This window comes from Halomonas sp. IOP_6, assembly GCF_021151565.1.
Classification (GTDB): Bacteria; Pseudomonadota; Gammaproteobacteria; order Pseudomonadales; family Halomonadaceae; genus Vreelandella; species Vreelandella alkaliphila.
The window spans coordinates 356,816-377,914 of the sequence record NZ_JAIRBO010000002.1; the positions used below are offsets into that span (position 1 = coordinate 356,816).

The following is a 21,099-nucleotide window of genomic DNA, read 5'->3' on the forward strand; positions in this document are numbered from 1 at the left end:
GGTGTCGCCATTCGAAGTGAGTATTCACTTAGTGAGCGGCATCATCCCCACTAACGGATTAGAGGTGTTCGTCATGGCAAGTGGCAAAGAAGATAAAGTGAAAGGTACTGTCAATAAGGCCGCCGGAAAAGTGAAGGAAGCAGCTGGCAAAGTAACCGGAAGTAGTAAAACAGAAGCTAAGGGTAAAGCCCAACAAGTAAAGGGCGAACTGCAGAAAGGTAAAGGTAAGGCCAAGGAGAAGGCTAAGAAATAGCGTCTAGCCTGGGCATTTCAATGCCAACAGAGGTCAATAACCTCTGTTGGCTTTTAGGTGGTAACTCAGTAGTGGCCAAGCAGCTTCCACCATAAACCACCAACGATTACCCAAATGAGCAGGTTCACCACGCTCATAATGAAACCTGCTTTCCACCACTCTCCCAGCGTTAGGTAGCCTGAGCCAAAGATGACTGGTGAAGTGCCTGTGGCGTAATGGGTTAAGGTCATCATAATCGAAGATGTGGCCGCCATAATCAGCACAAAAGGCATAGGTGGGGCGCCGAGACTTAAGCCAACGGTGAGAAATGCTGCCATCATCGCGGTGATGTGTGCAGTCGTGCTGGCAAAAAAGTAGTGGGTATAAAGAAAGGTGAGTACCAGAAGTGCAGAGGCTCCCGCCCAACCAATCCCCATCGTGGTAATCCAGCTCTGCATATTCGCTGAAAACCAACTAATTAGGCCTGTTTCGTTAAGTTGGCTAGCCATCATGATAAGAGCACCAAACCACAGCAGCGTATCCCACGCATTTTTTTCTTTCAGCACATCTTCCCAGGTCAAAACCCCTGTTAGCAGTAGTAGCGATAAGCCAATAAACGCAGACGTTGTGGTGTTAAGCGTGACCGCATCCCCCAGGAAAATCGCTGGGATATCCGCCCAAAGCAAAAGCAGCACTAAGAAAACGAGCAACATGATGCCTTCGTTTCGGCTTAGCTTTCCTAGTTCGGCAAGTTTGTCTCTCGCCAACTGGGTGGCATTCGGGGTTTCTTTAATTTCCGGCGGGTAAAGCAAGTACAGAATGTACGGCATCGCCAGGATGGCGACCAAGCCCGGCAGCAGCATGGCGACCGCCCAGGTTAACCAACTCAGCTGTATTTCTGCTCCAGTGGCGGACGAGATAAGTTGAACGGTTAATGGGTTAGGGGCGGTGGCAGTGATGAACATAGCCGAGGTGATGGGGTTGCTGTGGTAATTCACCAGCGCTAGATATTTGCCGATTTTACCAGACGTGTTGTCTTCAGGGTGTGAGTCAAAGCTGTGAGCGATAGAGCGCATAATGGGGTGGATAATACCGCCACCTCGCGCCGTATTACTTGGGGTAACTGGCGCAATTGTTAGCTCTGAAAAGGCGAGGCCATAGCCGATCCCCAGCGTACGTTTGCCAAAAATCGAGATGAAGTAGTAGCCAATACGTGCACCCAGACCAGTTTTAATCAACCCACGTGAAATCATGATCGCAATGGCAATTAACCAGATAAGTGGGTTGGCATAACTGCTTAAGGCGACATTGATGGCCTCACCTGGCGTGTCGCCGGTAACACCACTTGCCGCGACAATAGAAATCGCAATCACAGAGATCGCCCCAATAGGCATGGCTTTGCCGATGATAGCGACAATAGTGCCGACAAATATTGCCAGCATAAGCCAAGCGTTTGGTGTCAGCCCTTCTGGCAAAGGAATTACCAGCCAAATCAATAGTGTGGTGGCCACAGCAATTGCGGTCGACCAGGGTTTGAAAGGTAGTGTGAGCATAATGGATACCTATAAATTAAAAAAGCAGCAGCTAGCGGTACACTTGGTATAAATAAGATAGCGCGGTAAATGCTATTTAAGTCTATATATATCTAATGTATCTCTCATTGTTCCACGTCAATTGCTGTTCCTTAATCCAGTGGGCTCAATAGTGATGGGGTATCACTCACTTCAATAGGAGCCGTTCCATGCCTACTATGATGAAAGCCGCTATTTTTGTTGAGCCTGGCCGCATTGAGATTGACGACAAGCCCATTCCCGAGATTGGCCCCAATGATGCGCTGATGCGTGTCACCACTACCACAATCTGCGGCACCGATATTCATATCCTCAAGGGTGAATATCCCGTTGAGCGAGGCTTAACCATCGGCCATGAGCCGGTGGGCGTGATTGAAAAGTTGGGCGCCAACGTAAAGGGCTACCAAGAGGGCCAGCGCGTCATCGCCGGTGCGATTTGCCCGAGCTTCACCTCTTATGCCTGCCAAGATGGTTGCTCCTCGCAAGATGGTGGCCACCACAGCCACGGTTATAAACCAATGGGCGGCTGGCGCTTTGGCAATACCATCGACGGTGCCCAGGCGGAGTACTTATTGGTGCCTGATGCCCAGGCCAATCTCTCGCCCGTGCCAGACGGCCTAACCGACGAACAAGTGCTGATGTGCCCCGATATCATGTCGACCGGCTTTGCGGGTGCCGAAAAAGCGGGAATCAATATTGGCGACACGGTGGTGGTGTTCGCGCAAGGCCCGATTGGACTGTGTGCGACAGCAGGTGCGCGGTTACGTGGGGCGGGGATGATTATTGCTGTCGACGGTGTCGATGAACGTTTGGCAATGGCCAAGCAGATGGGCGCCGATGTCACCCTAGATTTTCGTCAGGTTGATGTCGTCGAGGAGGTTCTAAAGCTGACCGGCGGGCGCGGTGTGGACGCCGCGATTGAAGCACTCGGCCTGCAGCAAACCTTTGAATCGGCATTGCGGGTGTTAAAGCCCGGCGGCACGCTATCAAGCCTTGGCGTTTACTCTGAAGACCTGACCATACCGCTGAGTGCTTTCTGTGCGGGCCTGGGTGACCACAAGATCATCACGTCACTTTGCCCTGGCGGCAAAGAGCGCATGCGCAGACTGATGAGCATTATTGCCGCAGGGCGACTGGATCTTGGCCCCATGGTGACCCACCGCTACGCCCTGGAAAACATCGTTGATGCTTACGATCTGTTTTCCCATCAGCGCGACGGCGTGTTGAAAGTGGCCCTTGAGGTCTCATAGTGTTCCTTTAACACTCAAGGGGCCACGTTAGTCAGCGAGACGTTTCAGCAAGGTGCTACTTTACACCTCCTGATACAGCTCGCTGCCTTCGCGGCGGAACTTCTCCGCTTGCTCCTGCATGCCACGTTTGACTGCCTCGGAATCACTTTCAGCGGTATTTTCCGGCGCGCGGTCCCGATAGGTATCGCGTACTTCCTGGCTGATCTTCATGGAGCAGAACTTCGGCCCACACATGGAGCAGAAGTGCGCCACTTTGGCGGAGTCTTTCGGCAGGGTTTCGTCGTGGAATTCACGGGCGGTGTCCGGGTCTAGCCCCAGGTTGAACTGGTCTTCCCAGCGGAATTCAAAGCGTGCCTTGGAAAGCGCATTATCACGGCGCTGGGCGGCCGGGTGTCCCTTGGCCAAATCCGCTGCGTGGGCAGCAATCTTGTAGGTGATGATGCCGGTTTTCACGTCATCTTTATTCGGCAGACCCAAATGCTCTTTCGGCGTGACATAGCAAAGCATCGCACAGCCAAACCAGCCGATCATCGCCGCGCCAATACCGGAGGTGATGTGGTCATAGCCGGGGGCGATATCGGTGGTCAGTGGGCCGAGGGTATAGAAAGGTGCCTCATGACACGCCTCGAGTTGCTTATCCATGTTCTCTTTAATCAAGTGCATGGGCACATGGCCAGGGCCTTCGATCATCACCTGAACGTCGTGTTTCCAGGCAATCTTTGTTAACTCACCCAGGGTCTCCAGTTCAGCGAACTGCGCTTCGTCGTTGGCATCGGCGACTGAGCCGGGGCGCAGGCCATCGCCCAGAGAAAACGCTACGTCGTACTGCTTGCAGATCTCACAAATCTCTTCGAAGTGGGTATACAGGAAACTTTCCTGGTGATGGTACAGACACCATTTGGCCATAATAGAACCGCCCCGGCTGACAATACCGGTCACCCGGTTGGCGGTTAGTGGCACATAGCGCAGCAGCACACCCGCGTGAATGGTGAAGTAATCCACGCCCTGTTCAGCTTGTTCAATCAAGGTGTCGCGGAACACTTCCCAGGTCAGGTTTTCGGCAATGCCGTTGACCTTCTCAAGCGCTTGATAGATCGGCACTGTACCAATCGGCACCGGCGAGTTGCGGATAATCCACTCACGGGTCTCGTGAATGTTCTGGCCAGTGGAAAGGTCCATGATGGTGTCCGATCCCCAGCGGATACCCCAGGTCATTTTGTCGACTTCTTCTTCAATCGACGAGGTAACTGCCGAGTTACCCAGGTTGCCGTTAATCTTGACCAGGAAGTTACGGCCAATAATCATCGGCTCGGATTCTGGGTGGTTGATATTGTTGGGGATAATTGCGCGCCCTCGGGCGACTTCGTCGCGCACAAATTCCGGCGTGATCTCTTCTGGCAGTTTTGCTCCAAAGCTCTGGCCAGGATGTTGGTGACCAAGAATACGCTCAACTTCAGCGGTGCCTAATGTTTGGCGGCGCTGGTTTTCGCGAATGGCAATAAATTCCATTTCAGGGGTAATAATGCCCTGGCGCGCATAGTGCAGTTGGGTGACATTCTTACCTGGTTTTGCCCGGCGCGGGGTGCGCGTTAAATCAAAACGCAACTGAGCAAGCGTGGGGTCGTTAGCGCGGCGATTGCCGTACTCACTGGTGGGGCCGTCAAGGAACTCGGTATCGTTGCGCTCTTCAATCCAGGCGCGGCGCAGGGCGGGTAGGCCTTTGCGTAAATCGTTGTTGGCGGCTGGGTCGGTGTAAGGGCCAGAGGTGTCGTACACCAGCAGCGGCGGGTTCTCTTCATCAATGCTGCTGGTTTTAGTGGGCGACAAGGTGATTTCCCGAAACGGCACGCGGATATCGGGCCGTGAGCCTTCAACGTACACCTTGCGCGATGCGGGCAGCGGCTGAATGGCAGCGGCATCGACCTGGGCAGTTTCCGCTAAAAAGTGGCTGGTTTTACTTTTTGAGGTCTCAGTTTTTACAGTTTTAGTTTCTAAAGTCTTCGTCATGACGGTCGTCTTCCTTCGTTGTTGATTATGGTTATTGTGTTGGCTTAATGGGTGCGACTTTTGTCTGTTAGATCGCTGTCTATCAGATCCAGACCCATCTGCCAGAAATCGATTTCCAGTCGCGTGGCGTCGCGGAAGATCTTGCTTAGCTCGGCAAAGCGGGCGGGGGTAACATCGGCAAGGCGGGCGTTGAGCCACTCAAGCTCAGCCTGCATGGCGGCCTGAAACTCCTGGCTTTCGTACATCGCTATCCAGGCATCAAAAGGGTTTTGGCTGCCGCGTAGGGTAGAAGGCTGAGCGTTCAGCCAGTTAGCGATTTCGCCGTAGCCCACTAAGCAAGGAGCCAGCGCTACATGTAAATCGAGCAGGTCGCCGCGATTGCCGGTGTCTAATACGTAGCGGGTATACGCCAGGGTAGCCCTGGCTTCGGGCAGCTCCTCCAGCTCTTGCTCGGAAATTCCCCACTCTTGGCAAAAGCCCACGTGCAGACCCAACTCCACATCCACAATAGCTTTTAAACCTTCATGGGCTTGGCGCAGATCAGCCAGCGTAGGGCTTTTATAGGCGGCCAACGCGTAGGCGCGGGCGAAGTGAATCAAAAACAGGTAATCCTGTTTCAAATAGTGGCGAAAGGATGCTTCTGGCAGCGTGGCGGTACCCAGCTGGCGGACAAAATCGTGCTCAATATAGGCGCGCCAGTCGTCATGGCAGGCATTAGTAAGATCAGCAAAGCGGTAGCCCATGGTGCCTCCGGTAGTAATGATCCGGAGGGCGAGCGATTGAGATCGAGTGAATGGCGCTGAAGGTGGCGTGCGATCGTGAGAAAGAGCTAGCCAAGGCCATCGCTTGATCCCTACGCCGGTACCCGCGCTCGTCATAGGAGCAGCGCATTAGCCGGATCAGGTTCAGCGGGACCAGCGCTTTGGCAGTATCAAGTGGATACGCCCTGCGCCATCTCAGCCGGATTCACCGGCACCCCGTCAAGCAGTTAGTGCCAAGCAGTCTAGGAGGACGAGAGAAGAGATGCAAGGGGGATAGTGAGTGAATAGTAGGCTTCTTAGAAACGTTGATGTACTTGGCTAACCTAACGCCGCCACGCGTCTCTCGATTGCTAGACACTCTAAAAATTACTGCACTTCATGGCCTGATAGGGCGGCAGGGGGCCGTAAGTTGTGAAATCGAATGAAAAAGCGAATTTAGTAACAATAGGTTTTCTCAGTACGGAGGCTATAGCGCTTGACCCTTAGGGTCGCCTTGACGTGTTCCACCAGTTTCATAAGAGATATCTTCAGATACTGTTCATGAGCACAGAATTATTGAGCAGGGAAAAACACGCAAGCACGCGAATTTTGGATAGGCTGCCAAAATTGGCTTTGCTCTCTTGGGAATCAATGGGGTAGAGTCAAATTGGGTGGCTGCAAAACCCCAATGAATGTGCCGTCGCGCGTTTATTGGGGTTTTGTAGCGGGGTGTATAATCACTGTTAGCTTTTCAGAGGATTCTTCCTAGTCCAGTCTTCGTAGATGGATTCTATCCATCTACGTGTGAGTTAGTAGGCTACTTTGGCGATCATGTTTTGTGGTACAAGGTTTGAGACCCGTTAAGACTATAAAAGCTTATTTTTAAATTTTCAGGGGGCTCATGTTAGAGCTTTCTCCTCCTTGTTGCATGTGACAAACTTTAGAATATTTATTCTTGAGGATAGAAGGTCAAATAATGAAAATACAATGTTTAGACCCACTAGGGATAAACGGCTATGAAAGAGAAGCGAACGAAAGGCTTGAGGCTACTTTACCTAACAATTGGAAAGGTTATTCATCCCTAGAGATGAGGGGAAGAAAAAGTGGAGAATTTGAAGGCGATTTAATTCTCGTAACCCATGACCGAATAATAAACGTTGAGTTTAAAAAGTGGTCAGGGAAAATCTTTTCTAAAAATGGCAAGTGGGTAGTACAGTTTCCTGATGGGCGAGAAGAACATCGAAGTAATGGTGTGCGCCAAGCTAGAAGGTCGGCTCAAGTATTAGCGACTAAATTAAAAGAGCGCTTAAGTAACAGGTTTGTACCTTGGGTTGATCATTGTGTGGTCTTATGTGGAACCGCTGGTAAAGAGGACCTACATTCTGATGAAAAAGACTATGTGTTCACGTTAGAGGAGTTCTCTAAAATAGGCGAAGAAAAAGTCTATAAGAAGTATTTTAAAAATGATGTATCATGGATGGTAAAGCGAAAAGAGGATGCTCCTAATAAAAACTTAAAACAATGGGATAAAATATTTTCTAGTAATAGTGCCGATTTTAAAGCAAAAAATTACTCAGCTAATAATTATGTCTTACAAGGCCAACCTCTATTCCAGCATAGAGATGGATTGTATTCTGAATACCACAGCCAACGTTCTGATAATCATAATTATAAAGCGCTGATGCGTAGATGGAATTTCACCTCTCCTTGTATCGTTGAGCATGCTAGAACTCCAGAACAAAGATCTTTAATAGCTCACAGAGAAAGTGATGTACTTGGCTACATAGCAAGCCAAGATGAAGAACTTAAGGATACATATCTTCGATTAGAGTATATACCTAGCGAGTTATCTTCTGATTTTGTTGAATTGTATGAATGGCCAAATAAAAAAGAACGCCTAGATACATTTGTGAGAAAGAACAGTGCAAAGCTTACTGAAGAAAATAGGCTCAACCTAATTCAAGCTCTCGTAAGTCGTTTAGCTAGCCTTCATGATATTGACGTAGCACACCGCGACCTCGGCAATCACAGTATCTGGGTATCTTTACCAAGTAAGGTTGTATTGTCTAATTTCCTAACGGCAACCTATCCAGACCCGAAAAATAAAACAGTGTCTAACATTCGTAAAATTCTTCAGCACAACCAGATTGCAACACCTGAAGAGTTGTACGATGATTCTGACGGTACACATTTTACTCGTGATGTATATTTAGCTACAGCTGCATGTCACTATATTGCGTTCGGCAAGCCGCCTGTAAAAGAAGATGGCATTTACCTCTGGGAACCAATTAAAGATAATTCAATATGCCAACTGCTCGGAAAATGGTTTGAAAGGGGGTTAGAGCTTGAAGCTTCTGCTCGTTTTAAAGATCTGCGAGAAGCTCTTACTGAGCTTAATAAACTATTGAATGTAGGTGAGTCTGATGGTGAAGATAAACTAGGCCTGTTAGCAAACTTTCACTCTTCAAAAAATATCTATGTTGATTTTGGAGGCACTAGCCCGGTAAGGATTGACGGGACATTCAATTTCTTAAAAGCTATCGATGATTCATTTGGCCTGAAAGCTTGGTTTGGGGTGAGCGACGTGTCAGCTGATGGTGGTGTTAATAGTCAGCTACTGTCATTTTTTAATAGGTTAGAGATTAGAAAAAATGCAGATATAAAGTGTCTACCCAAAATTTTTGACTATGGCTTAAACCCACAAATGACCTGTGCCTTTTTCCAGTTTGAATGGATAAAAGGCAGCACCTGGAAGCAGTTTGTTGAGTCTCAACAAATTGATGATCCTACTTTACAGATCAAGCAGCTACTATCGTCACTAATTGAATTGCATTCAGAAAATATTCATCATGGTGATATACACCCCGAGAATATCATTGTCAGTGACAACGGTTTGGTGTTTATCGATATCATCGAACTAGATGAGAGTAGATATACGCCTACTTACTCTCCTGATAATCACGAAAATATTCCTACGGCAAGTATAGATCGTTACGCTGTTGTGAAGATAATTAGTGAATTGGCAGTATTTAAGCAGTTAACTCATTTGAATAAATATGTAAATCAACTGTGCGAACTACCTGAAATATCAAGCCAAGAAATTATAAAGCTGCATGATGAGTTAGAGGGCATTATTAGTCCCCCACCTCTCAAACTAGTAAATACTTTTAAGATTTATCATAAAAACCTTCAGAATAGGCAGAGCGGGTTTTTGTCTGATGATGGTAAGTACTACCTAGATCTAGAAATAAATAAGGGAAATAACGGTGATTTAGTTTCTGTTCGAATCACAGGCGTGAAACATCGCTTGAGTATGCTTATTCATCCAGAAAAGAAATTTATTGTTTCAGCTAAATTTGATGAGATTAAACACAACGATTTCATCAGTAACAAGAAAAGATCAACCTTCGAGCTAAGTGGAGATATTCATTTTTGCGAGTCTGAGGGTGAAAGCTCTGAAGTTTTTTTTGATGAAATACTTGAAAGCCCGGTATACCAAGAACTTTGTAAAGATGTTGCAAGCTCGGAGGGAGGTAGTTCTAATCAAGTGACAATAGCGTCAACTAACATAAAAGGCTCCAAAGTAACGGATGTAAGAGATGTTTGGAAAGCTCTTGTTGAAACCGAACATGAAAGTAACCCAAGAGTTGAAATATCTACAGACCCGAGAATTCAGGGAGATAAGTATACGTTTCAATATACTAGCGAAAGTGCTTCTTTAGACTTTAACTTAAATACAGAACGTGTTTTTGTGTATGCAGAGAGGCATGGAGAGCTGCGAAGAATAGGAACTCTCGTTGATATTGGTCCAAATTCGATGGCAATAAACATTCGGAGTAAAGCGAGAGTTGAGCAGGGTGATACTTTGGTTCTTGAAGGTGCATTGACGGCATCATCATTAAATAAAAGGAAGTTAGCGACGGAGAACTTGGTAAATAAAAGAAGTGTTATCCGTAATATTGCAGATTACTTCTCCCCAGGAGTTGCCGTTGAACCAACTGAACAATCAGAGCCAACTGATGCTGAGTTAGATTCTTACACTGAGTTAGACTCTAGTGGGAAGGTGATCTTTAAGCTAAATGAACAGCAGCGAGAAGCTTTCAAAGGCTTGTATAAATATGGTCCGGTAAGCTTGCTTCAAGGTCCTCCGGGCACCGGCAAAACGGCATTTATTGGTTCTTTCATCCATTACTGTATTTCTAATGGTGCTAGAAGGGTGCTATTGGTCAGTCAATCTCACGAAGCTGTCAATAATGCCACTGAGAAAGTTAGATCATTATTCGGACGGAATAACACCGAAATAGATATCGTTCGTCTTGGTGATCAGCATGTACTTTCTGAGCAGCTTGACGATGTAGGAGAGAAGGCGCTCCAAGAACACTATAGAGATAGATTTAAGGCTGAATACGAAGAACGTATTACTAGGGTCGCACGAGAGTTAGGCATTGATGAAGAGTTTACAAAAGTAGCTACTGAATTTGAGAGGTCATTTGGTAAGCAATTAGACCGTATACTTTCACGCATGAAGGACACGGATAGTGACATCGCAGGCGCTTTAGTGAATCAGATCACAGGATTAAACAAAAAATTATCGGAATTCTTTTCCCGGAAAGCAGGTATGGATCTGAACCTAGTCGATATCGAGCTTGCTTATTATAGAGAGTATATTTATTCAGCACTGGCGAGACACTATGAAATTTTCTCTGGTGATTTATTGTCAAAATTCAAAAATATTGTCTCTATTTCAAATGAGTGGCTGAGCGTTATGGCTTCTAGCCAATCGCAATTCCAAAACTTCTTATCAAAGACACGTACTTTAGTATGCGGAACTTGTGTTGGGATAGGACGTAACCACTATGGGATCCAAGAGAACATTTATGATTTAGTAGTTATTGATGAAGCTGCTAGATCGCCAGCAAGTGAACTTGCCATTGCAATGCAGGTAGGTCGAAAAGTCCTTTTAGTTGGGGACCATAAGCAACTCCCTCCATTATTTGATGATGAGCATATAAAGGCAGCAAAAAGAATCTTACCAACAGTTAGCACTGATGAGTTCAAGCGCAGTGATTTTGAAAGAGCATTTGTGTCTAGTTATGGAAAGACTGTAGGGCGTTTCCTTAAAATTCAATATCGAATGATTCCGGCTGTAGGAAACCTAGTATCGGAATGTTTTTACTCAGAAGAAGGTGGTTTAGAAACTGGTAGGGGGGTAACGGAAAAAGCTTATCTAGAGATATTTGAAGAGATATGTACGCCAGTGACTTGGATTGACACTAGTAAAGCTATAAGTAAATCTTTTGAGTCTAAACCAACGGCTAAGAATGCAAACCAGAAAAGTTATGTCAATAGATATGAGTCTGAAATTATATTGGAGTTACTGAGTAAGCTAGTGTCTCATGAGAATGCTGAATTTCTCCTCATCGAAGATGATGAGCCTAAGATTGGCATCATTTGTATGTATGGTGAACAAGTTAAGCATCTAATTCGTGAGATCAATGGCGTTGCCTGGGCTCGAACATTACTAGAAAAAGGAATCATAAAGGTAGACACGATCGATAGTTATCAAGGTAAAGAAAACGATATTATTATTGTTTCTTTGGTTAGAAGTAACTCAAGCGGTAGTCAGGGTCATGTTTCTTCAGAGAACCGAGCAAACGTAGCACTTTCCCGAGCTAAGGAAGCTTTGTTCATAATTGGTAATTCGGATATGTGGCAGAGTCACAATGAAGGCTCTGCGTTTGGACGAGTATTTAAGTATATTTCAGGGAATAACGGAAAAGAGTACTCGGTTATAAATTCACAACTTCTGGAGGCTAAAAAATGAAGATTCAAATAAGTAAGGTTTGCTTTGGCTTACCAATGAAGTCTTTTTTTATGGATTATACTGTTAGTAAGAAGCGCGAGTTACCGGTTGTTAAAGAGTTTGTAATTAGACTTATTTATTCATTGACTTCTACTAGCATGGAAACTATTCAGGATTACTTTGGTTTCACGAGTAAAGAAATGCTGGCTATTGTTGATGATTTGCAAGAAGAGAATTTGATTGAGTGGGAATCTGGAAAGATAAAACTTACGTACTATGCGATGAGTAAGTTTACAGAAGAGGATGGGAATTTAAGACCTACCTTTTTTGAAGTAACTGACGAAGCATCTCCAGTCGAGTTTGAATTGTATAGTTTCCGAATGCTGTCTACTGATGTGAGACGTTCTGGCTCTCAAGATTTTAGTGTATCACTCAACTTGCCAGACGAATGCTACCGGAATTTATTGGGTAAAGCTCAAAATGCTTTCGATACAAACTTCAATTTATTTAGAGAGGTTGTGTTGAAAGAGGATGTGTTTTCAGAGGTGAAAGATCTGTATAAAATAAATCAAGTCTCAGATAGGTTTGACTCAACACTCCCGCTTGAGGTTGAGTATTTTGTAGATACCGAATCACCTAATATTTTGAAAATGAAATATGTTTCAAATACTGTTGATGACTGGGATGAGGACAAAGCAATGTTTTCACTCATGGACGCTACTATTCAAGCTGATACGGAAAAAGACTTGTATGAAAGTTTCAAAGAGTACCTTGAGGTATCGAATGATCCACTGCTAGTTCAGTATTGGGATGATGATGCTAGAACACTCAATATTAAAGCTATAGTTAATCATTATAAAAATGGACTAACCAAGCTAAATGACGACACATTTATGCTACTTGGTAATTTTTATACCGAGAGAAATCGAGACATCCTAATGAGTCGACTTAAGGTAGTATTTGAAGATAAGCCAGATAACTCTGGTTTGATTTGGCTAACCAATGCCGAATCTAAAACGTGGGGAAAAACTACTGATTTAAGTAAATTAGTAGATGAAGTTTATAGTTTTTTCGACAAAAGGAAGAAAACGTCAAAAGTAGTTTTAGGTATGGCTTGTGAGAGTTATCAGGAGTCGATGACCCTAAAGAATAATTTTTGGAAGCTGTCTGATGCTGAACTAATGGATTTACCTGCTAGGTTTGGCGGTGAAAATGCGGAATTTATGATTATTCCCGGCCTAATGGTTGCAAGTTTGTTCCATGCACAACTAGATGATAAACGTGATATTTCATTCCCTGTAGGTTATGTGAGCTTTGAACCTAGGTTTATTTCTGAAGTTTCCAACAAGCTTTTGGATTGGACAACGCTTCAACCTAATTACAATGACTTCTTTGATAAGAAAGGTATGAAGGAAGAACAAAAAGTTCGGAATAAAATCTTTATGCCAATACTTCAGCAAATTCAGTCGACTTGCTAAAAAGTGGCTGTTGTCGGACGCGCCTACGCTGCGCTCCGGCACGCCGCAAAGCCAAGCGTTATGCACTTATCAGGAGAGTTCCGTGAATCATCCGATTTTAGGGCAACTTGTTTCAAAAGAAGCGGAAATAAGCTCATTCGAAGGTGAGGTGATAATCGATGGAAGTGAAATATTACCTGAATATAGACCTGGATTCGGCACCAAAAGACCTGGTTTTAAAGCTCGCTGAAGAGGTCGTTTTTTCTATTTCAAGCCTCCAAAATAAGGCTGCGGCTATTGTAAGCCGCGATTTGCTTGAAACGTATAACTCGGGCTGGAATGAGTATGATGAGGTACAAGAAGATGGCTCAACAAAAGCAGTGGTGAATCCAAAATTGGATTCTAATCAACTTATCAGCCAGTTTGAGTTAGGTAGCATTTCTATTTGTGGAGCTGATTGCGTTGAGTTCTGGTATAAACCCAATGATCTGTTTTGGGGGGCATAGTGTATTCGTCACATCATTTGACGGTCTTGAGTTCAAAGATGCCAATGTTCAGATGTTCGGGTAAATTGCATAACAAACGGCTGCACCGGACAAATTTCCGCTGTCACATTTTGTGCAAAAACACGCACAAAAGCCGCCATCAAAAATTTGCTCGGTGAGCCGGGCATTAGAGCGCTTTGGAAACCATGGTGAGTAATTTAGACTTGGCTCTTCTAGCCAGTCATCCCGAGCTACTGCCAGCACTTCGAGAAATGTTTGAGTGTGGATGGCCGGAGCATTACGGTGCGCGGGGCAGGGGAAACGCAGAAGAAGACCTGCTGGCATACTCCAATCACAATAAACTTCCTATTGGGGTCGTTGCGATGCTCGATGGTTCTGCGCTTGGTATCGCGGTATTGAAGGCTGGATTGGTGGCGGCATGGTACTCCCCCAGTACCGGCGTCGTGGAATTGGCGCAACATTGGCTGTTGAGCTTGAAAGCATTGCACGCAAGCTGGGGTACAAAAAAATCTACTCCGGCACAAGCACAGCAAACAGCCTTCTGGAGCGAAGTGGCTGGTCGTATATCGAAACCGTGCTTTACGGAGGGGATAACGTATCCATCTATGAAAAAGCGCTCTAACTCAGGCGTTGCGGCTGTAGAAAGGGGCAAGGCCAGTGGCAGTTATAGTGCCTAGTGCATAATATTGAGACGTTAGCGAATTATGGTTATTTGGCTGAATGCCGATATTAAGATGGCTCAGTCTGGTTAAGCGTTTGCCCCACCTTCCAAGAAGATAGTTGAGTATACACATGGCCTTTATCGCACCTATCACCCTTACTGCGCATGGCGTAACGCTCGAGCCGCTCTCACTCAATCACGAAGCCGGTTTGCGCGCCGCCGCTGCGGATGGCGAGTTGTGGAATCTGCGCATTACCTCGGTGCCAACGCCCGACGAGACACGCAACTATATTGATACCGCCTTGAAAAGCCGCGAGGAAGGCCATCGCTTTGCTTTCGCCGTTATTGAAGAGGCTAGTGGTATGGTACTTGCGATGCCTGTCAAGCTAGTTGGCACCACGAGTTACCATGATGTTCTGCCCAACGTAAAACGCGTTGAAATTGGCTACACGTGGTACGCCAAGCGGGTTCAGCGTACGCATGTCAACACCACCTGTAAGCTACTGCTATTGACACACGCTTTCGACACATTGGGCTGTAACGTGGTCGGCTGGCGTACCGACAACTTCAACTTCGCCAGTCAGCGTGCAATCGAGCGCCTAGGCGCAAAGAAAGATGGTGTAATCCGTGGCCATGCGCTGCGCCGCGATGGGACCATTCGCGATACAGTGATGTATAGCCTGAGCAGGGGCGAGTGGCCAGAGGTGTGCTCACACCTCAACTACTTGATAAGCCGATCCTGCGCCCAGTGAGATTTATGGTGTGAGACTGGAATGAATCGCTTCTAAGGTTGGCCTGGCGCTACAACTAGGCTAAGCAGCATCGATTGCTATGTCCGGATGCCCTTTAGTACCAAGCCTCGCAACTTTATCAACACTGCTACGCGATGCGGCCGAAATCGGGGAGGGGGAATGAAAGCTACCAGCGAATTTATCGCAAACCTTAGCGACGTATTCGCACTATTTGGTGAAATCCAAACTAAGCGCATGTTTGGAGGATATGGCGTTTATCACGATGGCCTTATGTTTGCGCTAGTCGCCGATGATGTTCTTTACCTTAAAGTTGACGAACGTTCGGTAGGCTCTTTTATCGAGCTGGGAATGGAGCAGTTTGAGTACGAGAAGAGCGGCAAAAGGGTGAAAATGACTTATTACGCTGCACCTGAGGAGATATTTGAAGATCCAGAACATGCTAAGGAGTGGGCTGACCGTGCTTATAAAGCGGCATTGCGGCAAAAAGCTCGTTGACGCGACCAGAGCAACGAGAGCAGTCCCTTAAGACTGCCCGGCGGCCACTCAAAGCAAAGGTTTATGCGTTGCTAGCCAAATCCACTGCTAGCAATCCGGCATTTTTAAGCGCATTAGCAACTGATCTCTGATGCCTTTCATCTCCAAATTCTTGGTACTCTGACGTTATTTCATGAAATGACTCGACGCCCAAGTATCTACCCAGTGTTTTAATATGTGGCCCTAGGTGATTCATATGCTCACGTTCACCTCCTGGCCCAAAGCCAAACTCTCCGCATGAAGAGACTAAAATAAGAGTCTTCCCAGACAAAAGTGGCTCTATAGGATGGTCGCCACGAGCTAAATCAAAGCTAAATGTTTTATTTATACGCATTACCTGGTCGAACCACGCTTTAAGAGGGGCAGGCATGCCGTAGTTGTACATAGGTGAAGATATTAAGATGACATCCGCTTGCGCTAACTCGCTAAATAACTGATCTGATAACGCTAGTTTTTCACGTTGCTCAGAGCTTTTTCGCTCATCCGGTGTGAAAACGGCACCTATCCAATCTTGGTCAATAAAATCAGGTGGGTTCAAGCCAATATCACGATAAATGTAATTATCTGTACTGTTAGCAGATTGCCATTTATCAACAAACTGCATAGCAATACGTTTTGATATTGAGTTGTGATCGGGGTTTGGGTTTGTCGCCTTACGTACGCTAGCGTCTATATGAAGTAATGTGCGCATGATGGCCTCAGCAGATAGCGGTGTGGAGTGGCTATGCTGCCCTTTTGCCAATACTGCGACAAATGAATAAACTGGATCGATAGGTGAGAAAAACTTATCTATTGAGAAGCCGGGTTGAGACAAAAAAATAGGAGGCTAGCGGTGAATGCTTCGCTACAGGCGATTAAGGTGTTTGAAGCAGCCGCTCGGCTGGGGAGCTTTAAAGATGCTGCGGAGGAGCTGTCGATAACGTCGGCGAATGTATCGCATCACATCAGCAACCTTGAGAATAGGTTGGGAGTGCGGCTGTTTACCCGAATCAATCGAGGCGTGACTTTAACGTCAGAAGGGTACCAGCTCTCTGAGGCGACAACCGCCGGTTTGCAGAAAATTCAGACTGCGCTAGATAATATAAAGTCAGATGCCTCGCGACTGAATGTTGATACCACCTCATCCTTTGCCGCCCTGGTGCTAATTCCGTTGCTACATGACTTTAATAAAATTTATCAAAATATTGATGTTGAAATATCAACGGGTGAAGTAGTGGCATCAAAAGTGAATACCCTCTCTATCCGTTTGGGGGAAGTAACCCGGGTTGATGAGTCAAATTTATTAAAAAAAGAGCGTTTTAACCTATATGGGAGCTCTCCTTTTATCCGCTCCATCACAGTGGATAAGCCACCTATGGTCTATCTGACTAAGTGGAAGAACAATAAACTGCCGGACTCACCTTGGAAAAACTGGCTAATTGAAAATGGAGCGTCACTGCCAAATTTTGAAATAAGGTATTTTGACCAGGAGCTTTATGGTGTGTATGAAGCTATAGCTGGGAAAGGGCTGGTGTTTTGTTCAGAGACCCTGGTTTCTGACTTTGTGAAAGCCAACGCATTGCAGCCCATTTCGTATCAAGGCGTCGATTCATTGCTGTGTTACTACATCCCGACCGAAAGCTGGCAGCATAGCGCCAAAATGCAGGCTTTTGTCGATTGGCTTAAGTCTATGATTGATTGAGATTTATATTCTGAGTGATCAGCTTCCTCCATAAGAGGGTTTGTCTGTTCACTCTTCTGCTGCGAAGTAAACAACCATCTTGAGATGACGGTGCTCATCAACTATGAGCGTCTCATGGGTATAGGTATGATGCTCGCCCTCTGTATCAAGGAGGCTGCTGATTCCTCGGTTGTAACCTTCCATGCTTGACGCTTCCCACCAGTGCCGGAAGTCTGGCGATAACTGGCAAAGCTCTTCAATTTGCGTTTGCATGACTGGGTCTTCAGGGGCGACAGCTAAGTCACAACGAAACTGTGCCAGCATATTCGACGCATCCTGTTGCCAGTCAGGGAGTCGTCGACGCAGGTCGGGAGCGGTAAATACCATCCTTAATAGATTGCGCTCAGACGCTTCTCGGCTGCTGAACTGTAGTAGTTCATCAGCCTGCGCATTCCAGCCAATAGCATCCCAACGCAGGTTCATCACGTAACTTGGGCGAGAGAGGTCATCCATTAGCGACTGAATTCGGGGGGAAGTGCTCTGCTCTTGATACGCTTCTGCAGGCGGTGCTCGGCGGTGCGCTAATAGAAATAGGTGACAGCACTCGGCGTCATCCAGTTTTAGGGCACGGGAGAGGTTGAGCAGAAAACGTTCGGAGACCTTAATGTCACGGCCCTGCTCAAACCAGGTGTACCACGTCAGGCCTACCCCAGCGAGCGCAGCAACCTCTTCTCGTCTTAAGCCCGGGGTACGCCTTCGCCCGCTAGTGGGAAGCCCGACGTCAGCAGGCGTTAATTTTTGACGATGCCGCAGCATGAATTCAGTGAGATCACTCTGTGTTCGCTCAAGCCGATGATTGGCCATACTATTACCTCTAGTAATAGGATAATTAGCTATATTGTAACCCCATATTGAGTGTCTGAGAATGCCTGCTTCCTTGATGAAGTCGGAGGCGACATGTCATTCAGCTGTGATGTTCACACCCCTGGTAATACGGACACAGGTTATACGGATACAGGCGGAAGCCCCTGCAACAAAGCTGGCATTAAAGAGTGGGCGGGGCTTGCGGTATTGGCCCTGCCCACCATGCTGCTTGGGCTCGATGTCACTATTCTCTACCTTGCGCTTCCTGCCTTAGCGGTAGATCTACAGCCTAGCAGTACTCAGGCGCTGTGGATTATGGATGCCTACGGCTTCATGATCGCTGGTTTTCTTATCACGATGGGCACGCTAGGGGATCGGGTTGGCCGACGTCGACTACTAATGATCGGGGCCTTTGCGTTTGCGGTCGCGTCAGTGTTTGCCGCTTATGCGCCTAATGCCTAGTGGCTTATTGTGGCGCGGGCAGCGCTGGGTGTTGCCGGAGCAACGTTGATGCCTTCTACGCTGGCCTTGATTAGCAATATGTTTTTTGATCTGCGCCAGCGCGCATTGGCGATTGGGATATGGGCCACCATGTTTGCACTGGGGATGGCCTTGGGGCCGGTGGTTGGTGGGTTGCTGTTAGCCCCCTTTTGGTGGGGAGCGGCTTTCCTAATTGCCGTGCCCATCGTCATCGTACTGTTATTAACTGCGCCATTACTGCTGCCGGAGTATCGCAATCCGCAGGCAGGTCGTCTGGATATTTTGAGTGTTCTACTGCTGTTGATAGCAATTCTGCCCAGTATCTATGCCATAAAGGCGTTCTCTAAAGCAGGTGTGACGCCACTGGTAGTGATGACACTTGCGCTAGGGATCGTAGGAACATTGCTCTTTGTTCGTCGACAAAAGCAGCTTTTCGATCCTTTGCTTGATCTCAAACTGTTTGCCAGTAAAACCTTCACTGCTGCGCTGGTCATAATGTTGCTAGGGTTGGTAGGAGTGGCAGGGATGATGCTTCTAGTCACTCAATATCTTCAGCTAGTGGCGGGCTACACGCCGCTGATTGCTGGGCTGTGGATGGGGCCGCCAGCGCTGATGATGGTACTTGCCGGTATCCTTGCTCCTATCTTGGCGCGCCGTATTCGGCCTGCGTTTGTTATTGCTGTCGCGCTGATGCTTGCAAGCATCGGCTGTGGTTTTCTGGCTCAAGTAGACCCGCTGTCTGTTCAGGTACTCCAGGTCGTTTTGGGATTTTCATTAGTGTATCTGGGGTTGGGCACCATCGCTGCGCTGGGCACCGACTTGGTGGTAGGCGCGGCTCCTGCGGAAAAAGCCGGGTCCGCGTCGTCGATGTCTGAGATGGTTCAGGAGTTGGGTGTGGCACTGGGCATCGCACTTCTCGGCAGCCTGGCAACCCTGTTGTATCGCGTGCAGATTGCCAGTGCGATTCCTGATGAGGTGCCAGACGATGTCTCCCGTGCCCTTGGAGAAAGCTTGTGGTCCGCAACGTCCGTTGCTGAACGACTTCCCGACGGGATACTTGAGCAAGCACAGTCAGCGTTTACGCAAGGAATGAATGCTGTGGCCATCGTCAGTGGCATCACTATTTTGGCGCTGGCGTTGTTGTCGGCTGCTAGCCTTCGGCATGTACAGGCAGTTGGTGAGGGTGAGCACTAAATTTTGACATGCAACTATTTGGTTGCATAATGTCGTTATGACAACTAATCTCAATCTTGTTTTCAAAGCGCTCGCTGATCCCTCGCGGCGCCAGCTGCTGGATAGCCTGTTTGAAAATAATGGGCAGGCACTCAATGAACTGTGCGAACGACTCTCCATGAGTCGACAGGGCGTTACCAGACACTTGGCGCTGCTGGAAGAAGCGGGGCTGGTGGTTACGGCGTGGCGGGGGAGAGAAAAGCTGCATTACCTCAATGCCGAGCCAATTCAGCAGATCCACCAACGCTGGGTCAGTAAGTTCACTCACCAGCGGATTGCGGCGGTGGACAGTCTCAAACAGAAGCTTGAGGACCATCACAATGAGTAAGCCCGATTTTGCCTACGTTATTTACATTAACACGACGCCCGAGCAACTGTGGAAAGCGTTGACGGAAGGGGAGTTTGCCCGCCAATACTGGGGTGGGCGGCAGATTACGTCGGCGTGGACGGCGGGAGCAACGGTTAAACTCGTCAAGGCCGATGGATCACTGGATTGGCGCGGCGAGGTGCTGGAGTCAGACCCGCCGCACCGTTTGTCCTATACCTTCATTCCTGAAAACGATGACGAGATGCCAGGATACGAGGGCGAAAAAGTTGATCTGACGAGACCTGAGAAACCGTCTCGGGTGACGTTTGAAATTAGCGAGTATATGGGCCAAGTACGCCTAACGCTGATTCACGATCAATTCGAGGAGAACAGCAAAGTACTACAAGGCATTAGCGTCGGCTGGCCAGTCATTCTTTCCAGCCTAAAAAGCTTGCTGGAAGGCAGCAGCCCTCTGCTAAGGAGTGATACTGATGGTACACATTGAACATATTCAATACGTCAATGCCCCTCTTTCACGTGTTTACGAAGTGTTGACCACGGCTCGTGGCCTGGCCGAGGTGTGGACCCAGGATTTAACATTCACTGCCCAACTTGATGCGGTCAATGAATTCCGATTTGGGGATGAGCACCCGACATGGATGACGATCGTGGAGCTGGTGCCCAATGCTAAGATGACTTGGCAATGTATCGATTCAGACCCGGAGTGGATTGGGACCAGCGTCAGTTTCGAGCTAGAACAACGAGGAGGCAAAACGGCTGTCACTCTCAAACATACCGATTGGCGTGAAGTGACCGAGTTCTACCGTTTCTGCAACTATAACTGGGCGATATTCCTGCTGAGCCTTAAGCAATACTGTGAAGAAGGGGCCGGTATTCATTACCAGACCCGGACGTTTTAGTAGAGCCGCTGTTCAATTGTGACAAGCAATCACGATCAGCCTTTAGAATAATATTTTGCAAATTGTTGTCGATATTTACCTTCCCCACACGACTGCTTGGCATAGGACGAAGCCATTTCGGC

General features: G+C 47.3%; 17 protein-coding genes, 1 pseudogene and 1 riboswitch. Of the genes and pseudogenes, 13 read left to right on the forward strand and 5 right to left on the reverse strand.

Annotated elements, in window-relative coordinates; all coding sequences use genetic code 11:
* Positions 1–73: 73 nt before the first annotated feature.
* Positions 74–253, forward strand: a complete 180-nt coding sequence (locus tag K7H08_RS05185) for a CsbD family protein (protein ID WP_038486547.1) — start codon at positions 74–76, stop codon at positions 251–253.
* A gap of 65 nt (positions 254–318) precedes the next feature.
* Here the strand turns inward: K7H08_RS05185 and K7H08_RS05190 are convergent, their stop codons facing one another.
* Positions 319–1,785, reverse strand: coding sequence for a DASS family sodium-coupled anion symporter (locus K7H08_RS05190; RefSeq protein WP_231657370.1), 1,467 nt, complete (start codon positions 1,783–1,785; stop codon positions 319–321).
* Positions 1,786–1,973: 188 nt separating this feature from the next.
* On the opposite strand from K7H08_RS05190, the gene K7H08_RS05195 reads away from it, so the two are divergent.
* Positions 1,974–3,053: an NAD(P)-dependent alcohol dehydrogenase gene (locus K7H08_RS05195; RefSeq protein WP_231657371.1), complete on the forward strand. Its 1,080-nt coding sequence runs from the start codon at positions 1,974–1,976 to the stop codon at positions 3,051–3,053.
* Between the two features lie 60 nt (positions 3,054–3,113).
* Here the strand turns inward: K7H08_RS05195 and thiC are convergent, their stop codons facing one another.
* Entirely contained in the window at positions 3,114–5,060 is a 1,947-nt protein-coding gene (thiC, locus tag K7H08_RS05200) for a phosphomethylpyrimidine synthase ThiC (protein ID WP_231657372.1), read from the reverse strand.
* Positions 5,061–5,104: 44 nt separating this feature from the next.
* Entirely contained in the window at positions 5,105–5,803 is a 699-nt protein-coding gene (gene tenA / locus K7H08_RS05205; protein ID WP_231657476.1) for a thiaminase II, read from the reverse strand.
* Positions 5,804–5,893: 90 nt separating this feature from the next.
* Positions 5,894–6,050, reverse strand: a riboswitch (TPP riboswitch).
* Between the two features lie 726 nt (positions 6,051–6,776).
* Between tenA and K7H08_RS05210 the strand changes: the two genes are divergently transcribed.
* The 6 genes from K7H08_RS05210 to K7H08_RS05235 all read left to right on the forward strand — a co-directional run bounded on the left by K7H08_RS05210 (position 6,777) and on the right by K7H08_RS05235 (position 15,474).
* Entirely contained in the window at positions 6,777–11,624 is a 4,848-nt protein-coding gene (locus K7H08_RS05210; protein WP_231657373.1) for an AAA domain-containing protein, read from the forward strand.
* Positions 11,621–13,081 carry a DUF835 domain-containing protein gene (locus tag K7H08_RS05215; protein WP_231657374.1) on the forward strand — a complete coding sequence of 487 codons (1,461 nt, stop codon included), beginning with the start codon at positions 11,621–11,623 and terminating at the stop codon, positions 13,079–13,081. The genes K7H08_RS05210 and K7H08_RS05215 overlap by 4 nt, the downstream gene beginning before the upstream one ends.
* A 158-nt stretch (positions 13,082–13,239) precedes the next feature.
* The gene (locus K7H08_RS05220; protein WP_231657375.1) at positions 13,240–13,566 is read left to right on the forward strand and encodes a hypothetical protein; all 327 of its coding nucleotides are present in this window, start codon (positions 13,240–13,242) and stop codon (positions 13,564–13,566) included.
* 188 nt (positions 13,567–13,754) lie between these two features.
* Entirely contained in the window at positions 13,755–14,243 is a 489-nt protein-coding gene (locus K7H08_RS05225) for a hypothetical protein (protein ID WP_231657376.1), read from the forward strand.
* Positions 14,244–14,358: 115 nt separating this feature from the next.
* Positions 14,359–14,979, forward strand: a complete 621-nt coding sequence (locus K7H08_RS05230) for a GNAT family N-acetyltransferase (RefSeq protein ID WP_231657377.1) — start codon at positions 14,359–14,361, stop codon at positions 14,977–14,979.
* A 159-nt stretch (positions 14,980–15,138) separates the two neighbouring features.
* Positions 15,139–15,474, forward strand: a complete 336-nt coding sequence (locus tag K7H08_RS05235) for a TfoX/Sxy family protein (protein WP_231657378.1) — start codon at positions 15,139–15,141, stop codon at positions 15,472–15,474.
* 61 nt (positions 15,475–15,535) lie between these two features.
* On the opposite strand, the gene K7H08_RS05240 is transcribed toward K7H08_RS05235, so the two are convergent.
* A complete protein-coding gene (locus K7H08_RS05240) occupies positions 15,536–16,204 on the reverse strand; it encodes an FMN-dependent NADH-azoreductase (RefSeq protein WP_231657379.1) in 669 nt (222 codons plus the stop codon).
* A 141-nt stretch (positions 16,205–16,345) separates the two neighbouring features.
* Between K7H08_RS05240 and K7H08_RS05245 the strand changes: the two genes are divergently transcribed.
* Positions 16,346–17,194: a LysR family transcriptional regulator gene (locus tag K7H08_RS05245; protein ID WP_231657380.1), complete on the forward strand. Its 849-nt coding sequence runs from the start codon at positions 16,346–16,348 to the stop codon at positions 17,192–17,194.
* 48 nt (positions 17,195–17,242) lie between these two features.
* Here K7H08_RS05245 and K7H08_RS05250 read toward each other — a convergent pair whose 3' ends face one another.
* Positions 17,243–18,037 (reverse strand): helix-turn-helix transcriptional regulator, encoded by a 795-nt coding sequence (locus tag K7H08_RS05250; RefSeq protein WP_146942716.1) that lies wholly within the window; start codon positions 18,035–18,037, stop codon positions 17,243–17,245.
* A gap of 222 nt (positions 18,038–18,259) precedes the next feature.
* Here K7H08_RS05250 and K7H08_RS05255 point away from each other — a divergent pair.
* From K7H08_RS05255 to K7H08_RS05270, 4 genes and pseudogenes are all read left to right on the forward strand, one after another.
* Positions 18,260–19,711, forward strand: a pseudogene (locus K7H08_RS05255) (MFS transporter).
* Positions 19,712–19,748: 37 nt separating this feature from the next.
* Positions 19,749–20,078 (forward strand): ArsR/SmtB family transcription factor, encoded by a 330-nt coding sequence (locus K7H08_RS05260; RefSeq protein WP_083007844.1) that lies wholly within the window; start codon positions 19,749–19,751, stop codon positions 20,076–20,078.
* Entirely contained in the window at positions 20,071–20,562 is a 492-nt protein-coding gene (locus K7H08_RS05265) for an SRPBCC family protein (protein ID WP_231657381.1), read from the forward strand. Before K7H08_RS05260 ends, K7H08_RS05265 begins: the two co-directional genes overlap by 8 nt.
* A complete protein-coding gene (locus tag K7H08_RS05270) occupies positions 20,549–20,977 on the forward strand; it encodes an SRPBCC family protein (RefSeq protein WP_231657382.1) in 429 nt (142 codons plus the stop codon). The genes K7H08_RS05265 and K7H08_RS05270 overlap by 14 nt, the downstream gene beginning before the upstream one ends.
* The last annotated feature ends 122 nt before the right edge of the window (positions 20,978–21,099 follow it).